This is a genomic window from Streptomyces sp. ML-6 (genome assembly GCF_030116705.1).
Taxonomy (GTDB): Bacteria; Actinomycetota; Actinomycetes; order Streptomycetales; family Streptomycetaceae; genus Streptomyces.
Map to the genome: position 1 here is coordinate 1,797,995 of NZ_JAOTIK010000001.1, position 17,210 is coordinate 1,815,204.

Below are 17,210 nucleotides of genomic sequence, written 5' to 3' on the forward strand. Positions count from 1 at the left end.
GGGGTTTAGGGTGGCCAACGTAAAACACTCGCGGGAGCCCGGACGCACCGGGCTGAGAGGGAGGCTGGGCGGCCTCCGACCGTACGAACCTGATCCGGGTCATGCCGGCGAAGGGAGGGGCTGGACGCCCATGCGTTCTTCCGGAAACGGGAAGGGATACGACGTCCTCGTCATCGGGGGCGGGATCATCGGTCTGGTGACCGCCTGGCGGGCCGCGCAGCGCGGGCTGCGCACCGCGGTCGCCGATCCCGAACCGGGCGGCGGGGCCGCCCGGGTGGCGGCCGGCATGCTGGCCGCCGTCACCGAACTCCACTACGGCGAGGAGCTGCTGCTCGGTCTCAACGTCGCCTCGGCCGCCCGCTACCCGGCCTTCGTGGCCGAGCTGGAGGAGGCCAGCGGGCGGGAGACCGGCTTTCGCACCTGCGGCACCCTGGCCGTCGCCCTGGACGCCGACGACCGCGCCCACCTGCGGGAGCTGCACGCCCTCCAGCAGCGGTCCGGGCTGGTGTCCCAGTGGCTCACCGGCCGCGAGTGCCGTCGGCTGGAACCGATGCTGGCGCCGGGTGTCCGGGGCGGTCTGCGGGTCGACGGCGACCACCAGATCGATCCCCGCCGACTGGCCGCCGCCCTGCTGACCGCCTGCGAGCGGGCCGGGGTGACCTTCCACCGGGCCCGGGCGGAACGCCTGACGGTGCGGGGCGGCCGGGCCGCCGGGGCAGTGCTCGACGGGGGCACGGAACCGGCGGCCGACCAGGTCGTGCTCGCCGCGGGCAGTCTCAGCGGCCGGCTCCCGGGGCTGCCGGAGGAGGTCGTGCCGCCGGTCCGGCCGGTCAAGGGGCAGGTGCTCCGGCTGACCGTGCCCGCCCCGTACGCGCCCTTCCTCAGCCGGACGGTGCGGGCCGTGGTCCGGGGCAGCCACGTCTACCTGGTCCCGCGCGAGAACGGCGAGCTGGTCGTCGGCGCCACCAGCGAGGAGCTGGGCTGGGACACCACCGTCACCGCGGGCGGCGTCTACGAGCTGCTGCGGGACGCCCACGAGCTGGTCCCCGGCATCACCGAGCTGCCGCTCACCGAGGCCCTGGCCGGTCTGCGCCCCGCCTCCCCCGACAACGCCCCGCTGCTGGGCCCCACCGCCCTGCCCGGCCTGCACCTCGCCACCGGCCACCACCGCAACGGGGTGCTGCTCACCCCCGTCACCGGTGACGTCATGGCGGAGTTCCTCACCGGGGGCGAACCGCCCGAGCAGGCCCGCCCCTTCACCCCGCACCGATTCCCGTCCGCCGCCGCCCCCGTACGTCAGGAGCAGCCCGCATGACCGAGTCCGCATCCCGCCCCGGCTCCCCCGCCGGACCCGGCGCGTCCCGCGCCTCCCTCTCCGTGTCCGTGAACGGCGAGGTCCGTGCCCTCGCCGCGGGCACCGCCCTGGACGCCCTGGTCGCCACCCTCACCACCGCGGGCTCCGGCGTGGCCGCCGCCGTCAACGAGACCGTCGTGCCGCGGGGCCGGTGGTCCGCCGTCGTGCTGGCCGACGGCGACCGCGTCGAGATCCTGACCGCGGTCCAGGGAGGCTGACCGTGTCCGACGACCTCTTCGCCCTCGGCGGCACCGACTTCGGCTCCCGGCTGATCATGGGCACGGGCGGGGCGGCCGGCCTCGACGTGCTGGAGCGTTCGCTGATCGCCTCCGGCACCGAGCTGACCACCGTCGCGATGCGGCGCCTCGACCCGACCGTGCAGGGCTCGGTGCTCTCCGTCCTGGAGCGGCTCTCCATCCGCGTGCTGCCGAACACGGCGGGCTGCTTCACCGCGGGCGAGGCCGTGCTGACCGCCCGGCTGGCCCGCGAGGCGCTCGGCACCGACTGGGTCAAGCTGGAGGTGGTGGCCGACGAGCGGACCCTGCTGCCCGACCCGATCGAGCTGCTGGACGCCGCGGAGATCCTGGTGGACGACGGCTTCACCGTGCTGCCGTACACCAACGACGACCCGGTGCTGGCGCGCAGGCTCCAGGACGTGGGCTGCGCGGCGGTCATGCCGCTGGGCTCCCCGATCGGCTCCGGCCTCGGCATCCGCAATCCGCACAACTTCCGGCTGATCGTCGAGCAGGCCCGGGTGCCGGTGATCCTCGACGCGGGTGCCGGGACGGCCTCGGACGCGGCGCTCGCGATGGAGCTGGGCTGCGCGGCGGTGATGCTGGCGTCCGCGGTGACCCGGGCCCAGGAGCCCGAGCTGATGGCCGCGGCGATGCGGCACGCGGTGGCGGGCGGGCGCCTGGCGTACCGGGCGGGCCGGATTCCGCGCCGCCACTTCGCCGAGGCGTCGTCGCCGGTGGAGGGGCGCGCCCGGCTGGACCCGGAGCGCCCGGCCTTCTGAGCCGCCGGGGCGAGCTGCGGTTCATGTCCCTGTCACGGCTCGGCTGCAGTACGGCCCCGGGCCCGCCCCGGCCCGTGAGCCGGGTCCGCGGCGGCTCGTAGACTCGCCTGCGTGGATACGACCCTCCAGGACCCTCTCGTCGGGCAGCTGCTCGACGGCCGCTACCGCGTCGATGCCCGCATCGCCGTGGGCGGCATGGCCACGGTCTACCGGGCCGTGGACACCCGGCTCGACCGGGTTCTCGCCCTCAAGGTGATGCATCCGGCGCTGGCGACCGACGCCACGTTCGTCGAGCGCTTCATCCGCGAGGCCAAGTCCGTGGCCCGCCTCGCGCACCCGAACGTGGTGGCCGTCTTCGACCAGGGCGCGCAGGGGCAGTACGTCTACCTGGCGATGGAGTACGTGGCGGGCTGCACCCTGCGCGACGTGCTGCGCGACCGGGGCGCGCTGCAGCCGAGGGCCGCGCTGGACATCCTGGAACCGGTCCTGGCCGCCCTCGGCGCCGCGCACCGGGCGGGTTTCGTGCACCGCGACATGAAGCCGGAGAACGTCCTGATAGGGGACGACGGCCGGGTCAAGGTCGCCGACTTCGGCCTCGTGCGGGCGGTGGGCTCCGTCACCAGCACCACCGGGTCCGTCCTGGGCACGGTCTCCTACCTCGCCCCCGAGCAGATAGAGCACGGCACGGCGGACACCCGCACCGACGTGTACGCCTGCGGCGTCGTCCTGTACGAGATGCTGACCGGTTCCAAGCCGCACGGCGGGGAGACCCCCGCCCAGGTCATCTACCAGCACCTCAACGAGGACGTCCCGCCGCCGTCGGCCGTGGTCCCCGGACTGCCGGAGGAGCTCGACGGGCTGGTGGCCGCCGCCACCGCCCGCGATCCCGAGGCCCGCCCGTTCGACGCGGTGGCCCTGCTCGCCCGGACCCGGGAGGCGCGCGCCCCCCTCACCGACGCCCAGCTGGACGCCGTACCCCCGCAGGCCACCGCCGAGACGCACGACGCCGCCGAGGACCGCACCAGCGTGATCCCGCGGCTGCTCCCGGACGGCCAGGGCGTCTCGCACCACACCAGCCGGCTGGAGATGCCCCCGCCGCCCCCGCCGCAGCCCTCGGCGCGGGACCGGCTCCGCGGCGTGCCGCCGCGCTCCGTCCTCGTCGCGGTCGTCGCCGTGCTGCTGGTGCTGGGGATCGGCACCGGCGTCTGGTACATCAACTCGGGGCAGTTCACCCGGGTCCCCGCGCTGCTCGGCCAGACCCAGAAGACCGCCGAGAAGCGGCTCGCGGACGCCGGCCTGGAGGTCAGGACCGTCGAGCGGGGGTACAGCGACACCGTGGAGCGCGGCAAGGTCATCAGCAGCGAACCCGAGTCCGGCGCCCGCGTCCGGGGCAACGCCTCGGTGACGCTGGTCGTCTCGCGGGGGCCCGAGATCGTGAAGGTGCCCGAGCTCCGGGGCCTCTCCCTGGCCGACGCCAGGAAGGAGCTGAAGAAGGTCGGCCTGGTGCCGGGCATGGTCACCAAGGAATTCGACGAGGACATCGTGCGGGGCGACGTGATCCGTACGGACCCCGGCGCGAACACCGGCCGCCACCCGGACTCGGCGGTCGCCCTCGTCCTCAGCAAGGGCACCCCGGTGGACGTCCCCGACGTCACCGGGCTGTCCGTGGAGGACGCCACCGCGGCCCTGGAGGAGGAAGGCCTGAAGGCCGAGGTGCTCCCCGGCCGGGTGCACTCCTCCGAGGTGGCGGGCGACATCGCCCGCCAGTCGCCGGGCGAGGGTGCGGAGGCGGCCGAGGGCGACACCGTCACGCTCACGGTCTCCAAGGGCCCACGGATGATCGACGTCCCGGACGTCACCGGGAAGGACGTCGACGAGGCCACGGCCGCACTGGAGGACGCGGGCTTCGAGGTCAAGGTCGACCGCCCGTTCCTCTCGTTCAGCGACACCGTCGCGAGCCAGTCCGTCGACGGGGGCGACCAGGCCCCCGAGGGCAGCACCATCACCATCAAGACCAAGGGACTCTGAGATTCACATGCGCAACCCGGTCGGTGGCCATGTTCCGGTGGCCGGCGGCCTCGCCAGGGTCGGCCTCCCCTACGCCCGGGAGATGGGGGCGGAGGCCGTCCAGGTCTTCGTGGCCAACCCGCGCGGCTGGGCGACCCCCGTCGGCGACCCGGTCCAGGACGAACGGTTCCGGGAGGAATGCGCCGCGCGGTCCGTACCGGCGTACGTCCATGCCCCGTACCTGATCAACTTCGGCTCGCACACGGAGGCGACGGTCGAGAGGTCCGTCCTGTCGCTGCGCCACTCGTTGCGCCGGGCGCGGCAGATCGGCGCCCTGGGCGTCGTGGTGCACACCGGGTCGGCGACCGGCGGCCGGCCGCGCGAGCAGGCCCTGGCCCAGGTCCGTGCCCATGTGCGCCCGCTGCTGGACGAGCTGACGCACGACGACGACCCGTACCTGCTGCTGGAGTCGACCGCCGGGCAGGGGTTCTCGCTCTGCTCCCGGACCTGGGACTTCGGGCCGTACTTCGAGGCGCTCGACGCCCATCCCAGGCTCGGCGTCTGCCTCGACACCTGTCACATCCATGCGGCGGGCCACGACCTGGCGGAGGCCGCGGGCATGCGGCAGACCCTGGACCTGCTGGTGGAGACGGTCGGCGAAGGACGGCTGAAACTGATCCACGCCAATGACTCCAAGGACGTGGTCGGGGCCCACAAGGACCGGCACGAGAACATCGGCTCCGGCCACATCGGCGAGGAGCCCTTCCGCGAGCTGTTCCACCACCCGGCGACCGCCGGCGTGCCCCTGATCATCGAGACGCCCGGCGGCAAGGAGGGTCACGCGGCGGACGTGGCCCGGCTGAAGAGACTGCGCGGCATGGAGGGGCCGTCCGGCACGGCCTGAACACGCCGTCGGGCCCTGCGCACACGCCGGACAGGGCCCCGCCCGGGCCCGCCGGGTCAGAACTCGGGGCCGTCCCCGGGTTCCTCCTGGTAGGAGTACCGCTGCTCGCGCCACGGGTCACCGATGTTGTGGTAGCCCCGCTCCTCCCAGAAGCCGCGGCGGTCGGCCGTCATGTACTCGATGCCCCGGACCCACTTGGGCCCCTTCCAGGCATAGAGGTGCGGCACGACGAGGCGGAGCGGGAAACCGTGCTCCGCGGTGAGCAGTTCCCCGCCCTTGTGGGTGGCGAAAAGTGTTCGGTCCGAGGCGAAGTCGGCGAGTCTCAGGTTCGAGCTGAAGCCGTACTCGGCCCACACCATCACATGGGTGACATTCGGGGCCGGCGGCGCGAGTTCCAGGATCGTACGGGCCAGAACCCCGCCCCATTCGGCGCCCAGCATGCTGAATTTGGTGACGCAGTGCAGGTCGGCGACGACCGAGACGAACGGCAGCTCCGAGAACTCCTGATGGTTCCAGCAGTGCTTCTCGCCGTCCGCCGTGGCGCCGAAGACCCTGAACTCCCAGCGGTCGGGCCGGAACCTGGGAACGGGCCCGTAATGGGTGACCGGCCAGCCTCGCTGGAGTCGTTGTCCCGGCGGAAGCTCGGACTGCTCTGACGCGCGGTGTTCCCGGCTTTCCGGCTGACCCATGCCTCCATGGTGACAGACGGGCAGGGGTGGTCCCGACCAGGGAGGGGGCGATTCGGACAATTTACAGTAAGCCTGCACTTACTGGACGACTACGGGACACAATGCGAGGATGCGGCCAACTTGCCCGTTTCCACCGGTTGGAAGGAGCCTCTGCGATGCAGGGCGACCCCGAGGTCCTCGAATTCCTGAACGAGCAGCTGACCGCAGAGCTGACCGCCATCAATCAGTACTTCCTGCACGCGAAGATGCAGGACAACTTCGGCTGGACGAAGCTCGCGAAGTACACCCGCTCGGAGTCGTTCGACGAGATGAAGCACGCGGAGGTCCTCACGGACCGCATCCTCTTCCTCGAGGGACTGCCCAACTACCAGCGGCTGTTCCACGTGCGGGTGGGCCAGACCGTCACCGAGATGTTCCAGGCCGACCGTCAGATCGAGGTGGAGGCGATCGACCGCCTCAAGCGCGGCATCGAGCTGATGCGCACCAAGGGCGACATCACCTCGGCGAACATCTTCGAGTCGATCCTGGAGGACGAGGAGCACCACATCGACTATCTCGACACCCAGCTGGAACTGGTCGAGAAGCTCGGTGAGCCGCTGTACATCGCCCAGCTGATCGAGCAGCCGGACAGCTGATCCGGACCGGCGGGTCAGGCCGCGTCGGGGATCCGGATGCCGGGTGCGGTGCCGGGCTCCACGCCCGGGGCGGTGCCGGGTGCGACGGTCCGGTCGCCGGTCCCGGTGGCGGTGGCGGCCGGGGTCTCGGAGGCCCGGTTGCGGGCCGCCGCCTCGCGGCGCGGGCAGCCGCCCCGGCCCAGCACGGCCTGGATGGCGCGGACGCAGCCGCCGCAGTCGGTGCCCGCCTTGCAGGCGGAGGCTATCTGCCGGGGCGTGCAGGCCCCGGCGTCCGCGTGCTCCTTGACCTGCTTCTCCGTGATGCCGAAGCACGAGCAGACGTACACGCGGTTCACCTCCCGGCGGGATCGGTCGTTCACCGCCTCCCCGTGGATTGGTGAGGCGAACCTAACCTTACCTGGCGCCAGAAGGCGTTGAAAGCCTCCGAACGGCCCGTGGGGCACGGATCACATCGATCCGTGCCCCACAGTCATACGTCTGCCACCTGCGGTGATGCCTACTGGTCCCGGTACATCTCGGCGACCAGGAACGCCAGGTCGAGGGACTGGCTGCGGTTGAGCCGCGGGTCGCAGGCCGTCTCGTAGCGCTGGTGCAGATCGTCCACGAAGATCTCGTGTCCGCCGCCGACGCACTCGGTGACGTCGTCGCCGGTGAGCTCGACGTGGATGCCGCCCGGGTGGGTGCCGAGGGCCTTGTGGACCTCGAAGAAGCCCTTGACCTCGTCCAGGACGTCGTCGAAGCGACGGGTCTTGTGGCCGGAGGCGGCCTCGAAGGTGTTGCCGTGCATCGGGTCGGTCACCCAGGCCACCGTGGCGCCGGACGCGGTGACCTTCTCGACCAGGGCCGGGAGCTTGTCGCGGACCTTGTCGGCGCCCATGCGGACGATGAAGGTCAGCCGGCCGGGCTCGCGCTCGGGGTCGAGGCGTTCGACGTAGCCGAGCGCCTCGTCGACGGTGGTCGTCGGGCCGAGCTTGATGCCGATGGGGTTGCGGATCTTCGAGGCGAACTCGATGTGCGCGCCGTCCATCTGGCGGGTGCGCTCACCGATCCAGATCATGTGGCCGGAGGTGTCGTACAGCTCGCCGGTGCGCGAGTCGGTGCGCGTCAGCGCCGACTCGTAGTCCAGCAGCAGGCCCTCGTGCGAGGCGTAGAACTCGACCGCCTTGAACTCGGCCGGGTCCGTGCCGCACGCCTTCATGAAGTTCAGCGCGTTGTCGATCTCGCGGGCGAGCGCCTCGTAGCGCTGGCCGGACGGGGACGACTTCACGAAGTCCTGGTTCCAGGCGTGCACCTGGCGCAGGTCGGCGTAACCACCGGTGGTGAAGGCGCGGACCAGGTTCAGCGTGGACGCGGAGGCGTGGTACATCCGCTTCAGGCGCTCCGGGTCCGGGACCCGGGCCTCCTCGGTGAAGGCGAAGCCGTTGACGGAGTCGCCGCGGTAGGTCGGCAGGGTGACGCCGTCGCGGGTCTCGGTCGGCTTGGAGCGCGGCTTGGAGTACTGCCCGGCGATCCGGCCCACCTTCACCACCGGCACGGAGGCCGCGTAGGTCAGGACGGCGCTCATCTGGAGCAGCGTCTTCAGCTTGGCCCGGATGTGGTCGGCCGACACGGCGTCGAAGGCCTCGGCGCAGTCGCCGCCCTGCAACAGGAACGCCTCGCCCTTGGCGACGGCTCCCATGCGGGCGCGCAGCTGATCGCATTCGCCCGCGAAGACGAGCGGCGGATACGACGCGAGGTCCGCGATCACATCGCGCAGAGCCTCGGCATCGGGGTACTCGGGCTGCTGCGCCGCGGGAAGGTCTCGCCAGGTGTTGCCACCGGCGACGGAGGTATTGGCGTTCACGGTCACGTCCCCAACACTACGGGGTCCGGCCGGGCGTCCATCCGAAAGCTCAATAGGTGAGACACGCGCGTCCCGACGGCGCCGGCGTCCGCTAGGGTTCGGGACATGTTCGCGCAGAAGAACCAGAACTGGTGGTGGACCGCTCATCCGGCGGCCCACTGATCGATCGCGCGACAGACCACGCGAAGGCCGCCCGAGGGGCGGCCTTTCCTCGTTCCCGGGGAGCCGTTCCTCCGATCGGAAGGAACGACCCATGAATCCGCTGCACCCTCGCACCGCCGCCGTCGTCGAGCGGCTGCTGGGCGACGACTGCCCGCCGTTCGCGCTGCTGCGCAGGCGCACCCCCGGCCACGACCACGACGTCGTCGACGTACTGATCGGCCGGGTGCACGAGGCCGCCCGGCTCGCCGACCTCCCGGTCGGCACGCTGCCCTCGCTGGCCCTGGTGCCGTTCCGGCAGATCGCCGAGCGCGGTTTCGAGGTGCGCGACGACGGGACGCCGCTGTCCGTGCTGGTCGCGGACGAGGCGTACGAGCTGCCGCTCGCCGAGGTGCTGGACCACCTGCCGGTGAAGGACGTGAGCGTCGAGGGCGGGGCCTTCGACATCGGGGACGAGGAGTACGCCGGGATCGTCCGGCGGGTCGTCGAGGACGAGATCGGCCGGGGCGAGGGGGCGAACTTCGTCATCCGGCGGACCTTCCGGGGCGAGATCCCCGGCTTCGGCCGGACCGACGCGCTGGCCCTGTTCCGGCGGTTGCTGGCCGGTGAGCGGGGCGCGTACTGGACCTTCGTCGTGCACACCGGCGGCAGCGGGTCCGCAGGGGCCCCCGCGCCGGGCCGGGTGCTGGTCGGGGCCAGTCCCGAGGTGCATGTGCGGATGTCCGGCGGGACCGTCGTGATGAACCCGATCAGCGGAACGTACCGCTATCCCGCCGAGGGGCCGACGGCGGAGAGCCTGCTGTCCTTCCTCGCCGACCGCAAGGAGACCGAGGAGCTCTCCATGGTGGTCGACGAGGAACTGAAGATGATGTGCACCGTCGGCGACATGGGCGGGGTGGTGGTCGGGCCGCGGCTCAAGGAGATGGCCCATCTGGCGCACACCGAGTACGAGCTGCGCGGGCGCTCCTCGCTGGACGTGCGGGAGGTGCTGCGGGAGACGATGTTCGCGGCGACGGTCACCGGCTCCCCGGTGCAGAACGCCTGCCGGGTCATCGAGCGGTACGAGGCCGGCGGGCGCGGCTACTACGCGGGGGCCCTGGCCCTGCTGCGGCAGGAGCCGGACGGGACGCAGACCCTGGACTCGCCGATCCTGATCCGCACCGCCGACATCTCGGCCGACGGGCGGTTGCGGGTGCCGGTCGGGGCGACGCTCGTACGGCATTCCGACCCGGACGGCGAGGTCGCCGAGACCCACGCGAAGGCGGCCGGGGTGCTCACCGCGCTCGGGGTGCGGCCCGGCCGGCCGCGGGACGAGGAGGCCCGGCCCCGGCTGGCGGGCGACCCTCGGGTGCGGGCCGCGCTGGACGCCCGGCGGGACGGCCTCGCGCCGTTCTGGCTGCGGATGCAGGAGCGCGCCCACGAGCTGTCGGGCCGGGCGCTGGTGATCGACGGGGAGGACACCTTCACCGCGATGCTGGCGCACCTGCTGCGTTCCTCGGGCCTGGACGTGGCGGTGCGCCGCTACGACGAGCCGGGGCTGCGCGAGCTGGTGCGGGCCCACGAGGGGCCCGTCGTGCTGGGCCCGGGGCCGGGCGACCCGGGCGACGCCGCCGATCCGAAGATGCGGCTGCTGCGCGGCTTCGCCGCGGAGCTGCTCCGGGAGCACCGGCACGGTCTGCTGGGGGTCTGCCTCGGCCATGAGCTGATCGCGGCGGAGCTGGGGCTGGACATCGTCCGCAAGACCGTGCCCCACCAGGGCGCGCAGACCCGGATCGACCTGTTCGGGCGGCCGGAGACGGTCGGCTTCTACAACAGCTTCACCGCGCGCTGCGACGAGGACGCGGCCACCGCGCTGGCGGCGCGCGGCATCGGGGCGAGCCGGGACGCGGCCACCGGTGAGCTGCACGCCCTGCGCGGGCCGGGCTTCGCCTCGGTGCAGTTCCACCCGGAGTCGGTACTGACGCTGCGCGGCTCGGCGATCGTGACGGAGCTGCTGGCGGGGCTGCCGGTGGCCGGCTGAAGAGCTGGAGGAGACGGGCGGGGCCCCGGGAGACCTTCCGGGGCCCCGCTCCTCCGGAATCCGAAACGGGCCGGGGCCCAGTCCTCCGGAACAGGCCGGGCTCCCGGCGCGCCGGACCGGGCCGGGGGCGGTCCGGCGCGCCGCCCCCGCCCGGCGGTCCCGGCCAGTGGTCCCGGCCGGCGCTCAGGCGTCGTCGAGGCCGCGCTCGATCGCGTACCGCACCAGCTCCACCCGGTTGTGCAGCTGGAGCTTGCCCAGGGTGTTCTGGACGTGGTTCTGCACGGTGCGGTGCGAGATGACCAGGCGCTCGGCGATCTGCTTGTACGAGAGTCCCTTGGCGACCAGCCGCAGCACCTCGGTCTCGCGCTCGGTGAGCTGCGGGGCCTTGGGTTCGTCGGACGCGGCGGGCGCGGGGTCGGAGGCGAGCCTGCGGTACTCGCCGAGGACCAGCCCGGCCAGGCCGGGGGTGAAGACGGGGTCGCCGACGGCGGTGGACCGCACGGCCTCGGTCAGCTCCTGCGTACTGGCCGACTTGAGCAGGTAGCCGGTGGCGCCGGACTTGACCGCTTCCAGCACGTCGGCGTGCTCGCCGCTGGCGGAGAGCACCAGCACCCGCAGCCCGGGGTTGGAGCCGACCAGCTCCTTGCAGACCTGGACGCCGGGCATGCCGGGCAGGTTGAGGTCGAGCACGAGGACGTCCGGCGCGGCGGCCCTCGCCCTGCGGACGGCCTGCGGTCCGTCCCCGGCGGTGGCCACCACCTCGAAGCCCGACTCGGAGAGGTCGCGGGCGACCGCGTCGCGCCACATCGGGTGGTCGTCGACCACCATGACCTTGATGGGCCGTTCCTCCGTGCCCCGGGTGTTCTCCGTGCTCATCCTGCTGTTCCCGCCTTCCCCCGTGAAACCTTCGGTACCTTCAACTCGACCTCGGTGCCCTGGCCGGGCACCGAAATCAACTCCGCCGTGCCGCCCAGGTCACGCAGTCTTCCCCGGATCGACAGGGCGACCCCCATCCGCCCCTCCCCCTCGGCCTGGGCGAGCCGCCCCTCCGGGATTCCGGGGCCGTCGTCCCGGACCGTGACGATCACCTCGTCCGGCCAGTCCTCGACGAGGATCCACGCCTGGGCATTCTCCCCCGCGTGGACCCTGACGTTGTCCAGCGCGGCGCCGACGGCGGCCGCCAGCTCCTTCGCGGCGGCGGGTGCGAGCAGCACCGGGGCGCCGGGCTCCGCGAAGCTGACCCGGGAGCCCGCGTGCGGGGCGAGCAGGGAGCGCAGGTCGCAGTCGGCCCGGTCGGACGACTCGTCGTCGACCTCGACGCTGCGGACGACCGCGCCCTGGGCGGCGTCCTCGGAGACCCGGGTGGGGGGGACGAGCCCGCTGGAGACCAGGGTGCGCAGGGCCACCTCCTGCTCCCCCGCCATCCGGCCCAGTTCGGCGGCCTCCCCGCCGAGCGCGGTGCCGCGGCGCTGGACCATCGCGAGGACCTGGAGCACGCTGTCGTGGATGTCGCGGGCCAGGCGTTCCCGCTCGCGGGTGGCGGCCTCGATCTCCAGGGCGCGGGCGAGGGTGCGCTCACTGGCCCTGGCGACCTCGACGACGTATCCGATGGCGACGGAGGCGACCCAGACCAGCAGGACGTTGTGGAAGGTGTCCCGGCTCGGGTCGCCGCGCTCGACGATGTTGACGACGGCCACGAAGGTGGAGGCGAAGGCCGCCCAGCGCCAGCCGCCCTTGATCGCGAAGGCCAGTACGGAGCCCGCGGTCCAGATGGACGGCAGCGTCGGGCCGTCCATGGACCGGGCCTCGACGTTGGCGAGGGGGGTGAGGAGTATGCCGGTGAGCGCGATCGCCAGGTCGGTGCCGAGGAAGCGCTTGGTGCAGGCGGCGGCGCCCGAGACCTTCGGGAGGGTGGCGAGCGTCCAGACCGCCATCACCGCCAGGAAGACGACGGCCACCCACGGCCGTTCGTACTTGTCCCGGCCGTAGACGGAGAGCAGCACCGCGTACAGCATCGTCAGAACGCGGTACCCGGTCAGCGCACGCCACAGCGGCTGCTCGACCGACATCCGTACGACCCGCTCGCGCCTGGCCATGATCCCCACCCCCCGGACGGAAACGACGCGCGGACGCGCCCTGCCGTTCCCTCAGCCTCGCGTCCCGGTCTCTCCGCCCGGGTGCTTCTCCGCCCCGGCCTTCTTCTCCGCCCCGGCGCGGTGCTTCGCCTCGTCCGCGATCTGCCGCTTGGCCGCCGTCGCGTAGATGTCGACGTACTCCTGGCCGGAGAGCTTCATGATCTCGTACATCACCTCGTCGGTGACCGAGCGCAGGATGAAGCGGTCCCCGTCCATGCCGTGGTAGCGGCTGAAGTCGAGCGGCTTGCCGATCCTGATCCCCGGGCGCATCAGCTTGGGCACCACCTGGCCGGGCGGCTGGATCTTCTCCGTGTCGATCATCGCGACGGGGATGACGGGCGCGCCGGTGGCCAGGGCCACCCGGGCCAGTCCACCGGGCTTGCCGCGGTAGAGCCGGCCGTCGGGCGAGCGGGTGCCTTCGGGGTAGATGCCGAAGAGGCCGCCGCTCTCGACGACCGCGATGCCCGCCTTGATGGCCGCCTCGCCCGCGCCGCGGGCGCCCGAGCGGTCCACCGGGAGCTGGCCGACGCCCTTGAAGAAGGCGGCGGTGAGCTTGCCCTTCACGCCGGAGCCGGTGAAGTACTCGGACTTGGCGATGAAGGTGACCTTGCGGTCCAGGACGGCCGGCAGGAAGAACGAGTCGGAGAACGACAGGTGGTTGCTCGCGAGGATCGCCGGCCCCTGCGCGGGGATGTTCTCCAGGCCCTCCACCCATGGCCGGAAGGCGAGCTTCAGGCCCCCGCCGATGGAGAACTTCATTGCGCCGTAGATCAACTCGGGTGCCTCCTGTGTGCTGTCCGACAGACCTTAACCCGTGCGACCGCCCGCGCTCCCGCCCGGCGCGGGGCCGACGCCGCAGCCGGGGGCCGCGACGGCCCTGGTCGGTGTCGGCCCGGTCGCGTACGGTGAAGTAACGGCCGAGGCCGTGATCCCTTCCGCACACCCCCTTCCGCTCCCTCTGCGAGCCTCACGAACAGGAGACCTTGGTGCCGGTCCTTCCCGGAGCCGAGCCGTTCCGCCACGACGGCGGAGAGGTCGGCGTCCTCCTCTGTCACGGATTCACCGGCTCCCCGCAGTCGCTGCGCCCCTGGGCGGAATACCTGGCGGAGCGCGGGCTGACCGTCTCGCTGCCGCTGCTGCCCGGACACGGCACCCGCTGGCAGGACATGCAGATCACCGGCTGGCAGGACTGGTACGCGGAGGTGGACCGGGAGCTGCGCGGTCTGCTGGAGCGGTGCGAGCAGGTCTTCGTCTTCGGGCTGTCCATGGGCGGGGCGCTGGCGCTGCGGCTGGCCGCGAAGCACGGGGACGCGATCAGCGGGCTGGTGCTGGTGAATCCGGCGAACAAGGTGCACGGCCTGTCCGCGTACGCGCTGCCGGTCGCCCGTCATCTGGTGCGGACCACGAAGGGCCTGGCCAACGACATCGCCCTGGAGGGTTCCGCCGAGGTGGGGTACGACCGGGTGCCGCTGCACGCGGCGCACTCGGTGCGGAGGTTCTTCCGCCTGGTCGACGCCGAACTGCCCCAGGTCACCCAGCCGCTCGTGCTGCTGCACAGCCCGCAGGACCATGTGGTGCCGCCCGCCGACTCGGCCCGCATCCTCAGCCGGGTGTCGTCGACGGACGTCGAGGAGATCCTGCTGGAACAGAGCTACCACGTGGCGACGTTGGACCACGACGCGGAGCGGATCTTCGAGGAGAGCCATCGGTTCATCGGCCGCCTCGCCCCGAGCGTCGGACAGAAGGGGAGCACGTCAGGTGGCTGAGCACGACGCGGAGCGCGCGGGCGGCGGGGAGGAGCGCGACCCCCTCCCTGCGGAGGGACGCGAGCACCTCCCCACGGAGGGACGCGAACCCCTTCCCGTGGAGGGGGCGGCCGTGCCCGACGACGGTACGGGTCCGCAGGACGCCCCGGCCCAGAAGGCGCCGTCGGTGTCCGGGGGCGAGCGGCCGGGCCCGGGGCTCGACGAGGACGCCGCGTGGCAGGCGATCGTCTCGGGGTACGGCGAGGAGCCGCCGGACCCGCCGGGTGCCAGGCCGTTCAGGTCGGTCGAGGACCTCGCGCTGCTGGAGGACGACGGCCGGTCGGAGGTGCTCGACCCGGACAAGGGGCTCGGGAAGAAGCCCCCGAAACCGCCGGAGCGGCCGCTCGGCAGCTCGGTGGTGTTCGCCCCGGGCGTCGGCGTCGGCGGCCCGCGCGACTACGAGACGGCGGAGCCGAAGGACGACGACCTCGACGAGAGCGACGAGGGGCATTTCGTCCCGCCGGAGCCGCCGCCGCTGCCGGAGGCCGACGTCACGACGAAGTTCGCCTGGCTCGCGGTCGTCGGCGGCCCGGTGCTGATGCTGGTCGCGATCCTGCTGCAGTGGGAGATGACCTGGTGGCTCACGACGGTCTGCGTCGGCGGCTTCCTGGGCGGTTTCGTCACGCTGGTGGCGCGCATGGAGGACGACGACGAGGAGGACGACGACGACCCCGGGCGCGGGGCGGTCGTCTGACCCGGTGCTCCGGCGCGGGTCCCGCCACCGGCCCGCGTCACCGCCCCACCGCCCACCGGGTCCTCACCGGTCCGCCGCGCCGCCGGGTCCTCAGTGGCCCGGCGCGCCGGGCGGCAGGAGGGTGGTCGCCGGGACCCGTAGCGCCGCCAGGACCGGCAGGTGGTCCGTGGCCGCCCGCAGGTCCGCCCCGGTGACCCCGGGCAGCCCGGCCGGGACGCCGCAGCCGAGCACCTCGATCCCCGGGGTCGCGAAGATCGCGTCGATGCGCTTGCGCGGCCCGTCCGCCGGGGAGGTGTTCTCCTCGCCCCACGGCCGGACCGCCCAGCAGTCCTGGAGCCGCCCGGCCAGCCGCCGGAACGCCGGGCCGGTCGGTACGTCGTTGAGGTCGCCGGCCGCGATGGCGTGTTCGACGCCCATCGTCTCCAGCCGTTCCAGCAGCAGCTCCGCCTGGGTCAGGCGTTCGTCGCGCTGGAGGCTCAGGTGGAAGCTCAGCAGGCCGATCCGGGTGCCCGCGATCCGTACCACCGACGTGGCGAAGCCCCTGCGGTGCAGTCCGGGGGTGAGCGGCAGCAGGACGTCCTCCGTCCGCTCCACCGTGGCCCGCAGCGAGCACAGCAGCAGCGGTCCGGCCGCCGTGGCACCGCCGCCGAGCACGACCAGACCGGTGCGGGCCGCGAGCCAGGCGGCGCGCTTGCGCCAGCGGAAGAAGCGCGGCGCCTCCTGGACGAGGACGAGGTCGGGGGCGCAGGCGGCGATGACGCGGGCCAGTGCCTCGCAGTCGTCGCGCATCGACCGGATGTTGTAGCAGAGCACCCTGATGACGGCCGAACCATCCGGCTCGGTACGGGAGTCGGGCAGTGGCGTCAGGACCATGGGTCTCACGATACGACGGACGCCCGCCGCTCCCCCAGGGGCGCGACGGGCGTCCGACCGGCTTGCTCTCAGCCCTGGCGGGCGAGGTCCGCCGCACCCACCAGACCTGCCTCGCCGCCCAGTTGGGCCGCGAGCACCTGGGCGTGCGGGCGCCACTGGCCGCCGATCAGCCAGCGCCGGAACGACTTGCGGATCGGGTCGAGGACCAGTTCGCCCTCGTCCGACACGCCGCCGCCGACGATGAAGGCGGACGGGTCGAAGAGCGAGGCCAGGTCGGCGAGCCCGGCACCGGCCCAGCGGGCCAGCTCCCGGAACGAGTCGATCGCGACCGGGTCGCCCTGCCGGGCGGCCTGGCTGACGTGCTTGCCCTCGATGCCGTCCACCGTGCCGTCGCCGAGCGACAGCAGGACGGTGGCGTTCTCCGGGGTGGCGTTGGCGCGCTGCCTGGCGTACCGGACCAGGGCGCGCCCGGACGCGTACTGCTCCCAGCAGCCCTGGCTGCCGCAGCCGCAGAGCAGGCCGTCCGGGACGACCCGGATGTGGCCGAACTCCGCCGCCACGCCGAAGCGTCCGCGGCGCAGCTTGTTGCCGATGATGATGCCGCCGCCGAGGCCGGTGCCGAGCGTGATGCAGATGACGTCGTCGTGGCCCTGTCCGGCGCCGAAGCGGTATTCGCCCCAGGCGGCGGCGTTGGCGTCGTTCTCGACGACGACGGGGAGGCCGACGCGCTGTTCGACCTTGTCCTTCAGCGGTTCGTGGCGCCAGTTGATGTTCGGGGCGAACAGCACGGTGGCGCGCTTGTCGTCGACGTATCCGGCGGCACCGATGCCGACGGCCTCGATGGCGCGTCCCTCGCTCGCGCCGGACACGGCCGCCGCGATCGCGTCCACGATGCCTTCGGCGGTCTGCGGGGTCGGCACCTTGTGCGTGGAGAGGATGCGCCCCTCTTCGTCGACCACGCCGGCCGCGATCTTCGTGCCGCCGATGTCGACGCCGATGGTGAGTCCCATGAATCCCTCAGTTCCGGTCGAGCCCCGCTGTGGCCCACCGTACCCGAGCCGGACCTCCGGTCCTTTC

18 protein-coding genes and 1 riboswitch are annotated in these 17,210 nt (G+C 72.8%); of the genes, 10 read left to right on the top strand and 8 right to left on the bottom strand.

Annotated elements, in window-relative coordinates:
• Positions 1-20 precede the first annotated feature (20 nt).
• Positions 21-133: riboswitch (TPP riboswitch) on the top strand.
• The 5 genes from thiO (at position 131) to OCT49_RS07980 (ending at position 5,280) form a co-directional block, all read left to right on the top strand.
• Complete coding sequence (gene thiO / locus OCT49_RS07960) at positions 131-1,315, top strand: glycine oxidase ThiO (RefSeq protein ID WP_283851181.1); 1,185 nt, start codon at positions 131-133, stop codon at positions 1,313-1,315. It overlaps the preceding riboswitch by 3 nt.
• Entirely contained in the window at positions 1,312-1,572 is a 261-nt protein-coding gene (gene thiS / locus OCT49_RS07965) for a sulfur carrier protein ThiS (RefSeq protein WP_283851182.1), read from the top strand. The genes thiO and thiS overlap by 4 nt, the downstream gene beginning before the upstream one ends.
• A 2-nt stretch (positions 1,573-1,574) precedes the next feature.
• Positions 1,575-2,369, top strand: coding sequence for a thiazole synthase (locus OCT49_RS07970; RefSeq protein ID WP_283851183.1), 795 nt, complete (start codon positions 1,575-1,577; stop codon positions 2,367-2,369).
• Between the two features lie 111 nt (positions 2,370-2,480).
• Positions 2,481-4,397, top strand: coding sequence for a Stk1 family PASTA domain-containing Ser/Thr kinase (gene pknB, locus OCT49_RS07975; protein ID WP_283851184.1), 1,917 nt, complete (start codon positions 2,481-2,483; stop codon positions 4,395-4,397).
• A 7-nt stretch (positions 4,398-4,404) separates the two neighbouring features.
• Positions 4,405-5,280, top strand: a complete 876-nt coding sequence (locus OCT49_RS07980) for a deoxyribonuclease IV (RefSeq protein ID WP_283851185.1) — start codon at positions 4,405-4,407, stop codon at positions 5,278-5,280.
• A 56-nt stretch (positions 5,281-5,336) separates the two neighbouring features.
• Here the strand turns inward: OCT49_RS07980 and OCT49_RS07985 are convergent, their stop codons facing one another.
• Positions 5,337-5,969 carry a sulfite oxidase-like oxidoreductase gene (locus OCT49_RS07985; protein WP_283851186.1) on the bottom strand — a complete coding sequence of 211 codons (633 nt, stop codon included), beginning with the start codon at positions 5,967-5,969 and terminating at the stop codon, positions 5,337-5,339.
• Between the two features lie 155 nt (positions 5,970-6,124).
• Between OCT49_RS07985 and bfr the strand changes: the two genes are divergently transcribed.
• Positions 6,125-6,604 carry a bacterioferritin gene (bfr, locus tag OCT49_RS07990; RefSeq protein WP_283851187.1) on the top strand — a complete coding sequence of 160 codons (480 nt, stop codon included), beginning with the start codon at positions 6,125-6,127 and terminating at the stop codon, positions 6,602-6,604.
• 14 nt (positions 6,605-6,618) lie between these two features.
• Here bfr and OCT49_RS07995 read toward each other — a convergent pair whose 3' ends face one another.
• Positions 6,619-6,930, bottom strand: coding sequence for a (2Fe-2S)-binding protein (locus tag OCT49_RS07995; protein ID WP_283855713.1), 312 nt, complete (start codon positions 6,928-6,930; stop codon positions 6,619-6,621).
• A 170-nt stretch (positions 6,931-7,100) separates the two neighbouring features.
• Positions 7,101-8,447 carry a class II 3-deoxy-7-phosphoheptulonate synthase gene (locus OCT49_RS08000; RefSeq protein ID WP_283855714.1) on the bottom strand — a complete coding sequence of 449 codons (1,347 nt, stop codon included), beginning with the start codon at positions 8,445-8,447 and terminating at the stop codon, positions 7,101-7,103.
• A 105-nt stretch (positions 8,448-8,552) separates the two neighbouring features.
• Between OCT49_RS08000 and OCT49_RS40045 the strand changes: the two genes are divergently transcribed.
• Together OCT49_RS40045 and OCT49_RS08005 are read left to right on the top strand one after the other, a co-directional pair.
• Positions 8,553-8,609, top strand: coding sequence for a trp operon leader peptide (locus tag OCT49_RS40045; protein ID WP_148835614.1), 57 nt, complete (start codon positions 8,553-8,555; stop codon positions 8,607-8,609).
• Between the two features lie 91 nt (positions 8,610-8,700).
• The gene (locus OCT49_RS08005; protein ID WP_283851188.1) at positions 8,701-10,626 is read left to right on the top strand and encodes an anthranilate synthase family protein; all 1,926 of its coding nucleotides are present in this window, start codon (positions 8,701-8,703) and stop codon (positions 10,624-10,626) included.
• Between the two features lie 183 nt (positions 10,627-10,809).
• Here OCT49_RS08005 and OCT49_RS08010 read toward each other — a convergent pair whose 3' ends face one another.
• Genes OCT49_RS08010 through OCT49_RS08020 form a run of 3 tightly spaced genes read right to left on the bottom strand, consistent with a single transcriptional unit; the run spans position 10,810 to position 13,535 of the window.
• Entirely contained in the window at positions 10,810-11,502 is a 693-nt protein-coding gene (locus tag OCT49_RS08010) for a response regulator (protein WP_283851189.1), read from the bottom strand.
• Entirely contained in the window at positions 11,499-12,722 is a 1,224-nt protein-coding gene (macS, locus tag OCT49_RS08015) for a MacS family sensor histidine kinase (RefSeq protein WP_283851190.1), read from the bottom strand. The genes OCT49_RS08010 and macS overlap by 4 nt, the downstream gene beginning before the upstream one ends.
• A 51-nt stretch (positions 12,723-12,773) precedes the next feature.
• On the bottom strand, positions 12,774-13,535 hold the full coding sequence (locus tag OCT49_RS08020) for a lysophospholipid acyltransferase family protein (protein ID WP_283851191.1): 762 nt from the start codon (positions 13,533-13,535) through the stop codon (positions 12,774-12,776).
• Between the two features lie 212 nt (positions 13,536-13,747).
• Between OCT49_RS08020 and OCT49_RS08025 the strand changes: the two genes are divergently transcribed.
• Both OCT49_RS08025 and OCT49_RS08030 read left to right on the top strand, forming a co-directional pair.
• Complete coding sequence (locus OCT49_RS08025) at positions 13,748-14,527, top strand: alpha/beta hydrolase (protein WP_283851192.1); 780 nt, start codon at positions 13,748-13,750, stop codon at positions 14,525-14,527.
• Positions 14,520-15,260 (top strand): hypothetical protein, encoded by a 741-nt coding sequence (locus tag OCT49_RS08030; protein WP_283851193.1) that lies wholly within the window; start codon positions 14,520-14,522, stop codon positions 15,258-15,260. The genes OCT49_RS08025 and OCT49_RS08030 overlap by 8 nt, the downstream gene beginning before the upstream one ends.
• 90 nt (positions 15,261-15,350) lie before the next feature.
• Here OCT49_RS08030 and OCT49_RS08035 read toward each other — a convergent pair whose 3' ends face one another.
• Both OCT49_RS08035 and OCT49_RS08040 read right to left on the bottom strand, forming a co-directional pair.
• The gene (locus OCT49_RS08035; RefSeq protein WP_283851194.1) at positions 15,351-16,133 is read right to left on the bottom strand and encodes an endonuclease/exonuclease/phosphatase family protein; all 783 of its coding nucleotides are present in this window, start codon (positions 16,131-16,133) and stop codon (positions 15,351-15,353) included.
• Positions 16,134-16,201: 68 nt separating this feature from the next.
• Positions 16,202-17,143 (bottom strand): ROK family glucokinase, encoded by a 942-nt coding sequence (locus tag OCT49_RS08040; RefSeq protein ID WP_283851195.1) that lies wholly within the window; start codon positions 17,141-17,143, stop codon positions 16,202-16,204.
• Positions 17,144-17,210 lie beyond the last annotated feature (67 nt).

Bases quoted from the DNA above. Each gene is read 5' to 3' on its own strand.
- thiO (WP_283851181.1), top strand. From the start codon at position 131: ATGCGTTCTTCCGGAAACGGGAAGGGATACGACGTCCTCGTCATCGGG.
- thiS (WP_283851182.1), top strand. From the start codon at position 1,312: ATGACCGAGTCCGCATCCCGCCCCGGCTCCCCCGCCGGACCCGGCGCG.
- OCT49_RS07980 (WP_283851185.1), top strand. From the start codon at position 4,405: ATGCGCAACCCGGTCGGTGGCCATGTTCCGGTGGCCGGCGGCCTCGCC.
- OCT49_RS07985 (WP_283851186.1), bottom strand. From the start codon at position 5,969: ATGGGTCAGCCGGAAAGCCGGGAACACCGCGCGTCAGAGCAGTCCGAG.
- bfr (WP_283851187.1), top strand. From the start codon at position 6,125: ATGCAGGGCGACCCCGAGGTCCTCGAATTCCTGAACGAGCAGCTGACC.
- OCT49_RS08005 (WP_283851188.1), top strand. From the start codon at position 8,701: ATGAATCCGCTGCACCCTCGCACCGCCGCCGTCGTCGAGCGGCTGCTG.
- OCT49_RS08010 (WP_283851189.1), bottom strand. From the start codon at position 11,502: ATGAGCACGGAGAACACCCGGGGCACGGAGGAACGGCCCATCAAGGTC.
- macS (WP_283851190.1), bottom strand. From the start codon at position 12,722: ATGGCCAGGCGCGAGCGGGTCGTACGGATGTCGGTCGAGCAGCCGCTG.
- OCT49_RS08035 (WP_283851194.1), bottom strand. From the start codon at position 16,133: ATGGTCCTGACGCCACTGCCCGACTCCCGTACCGAGCCGGATGGTTCG.
- OCT49_RS08040 (WP_283851195.1), bottom strand. From the start codon at position 17,143: ATGGGACTCACCATCGGCGTCGACATCGGCGGCACGAAGATCGCGGCC.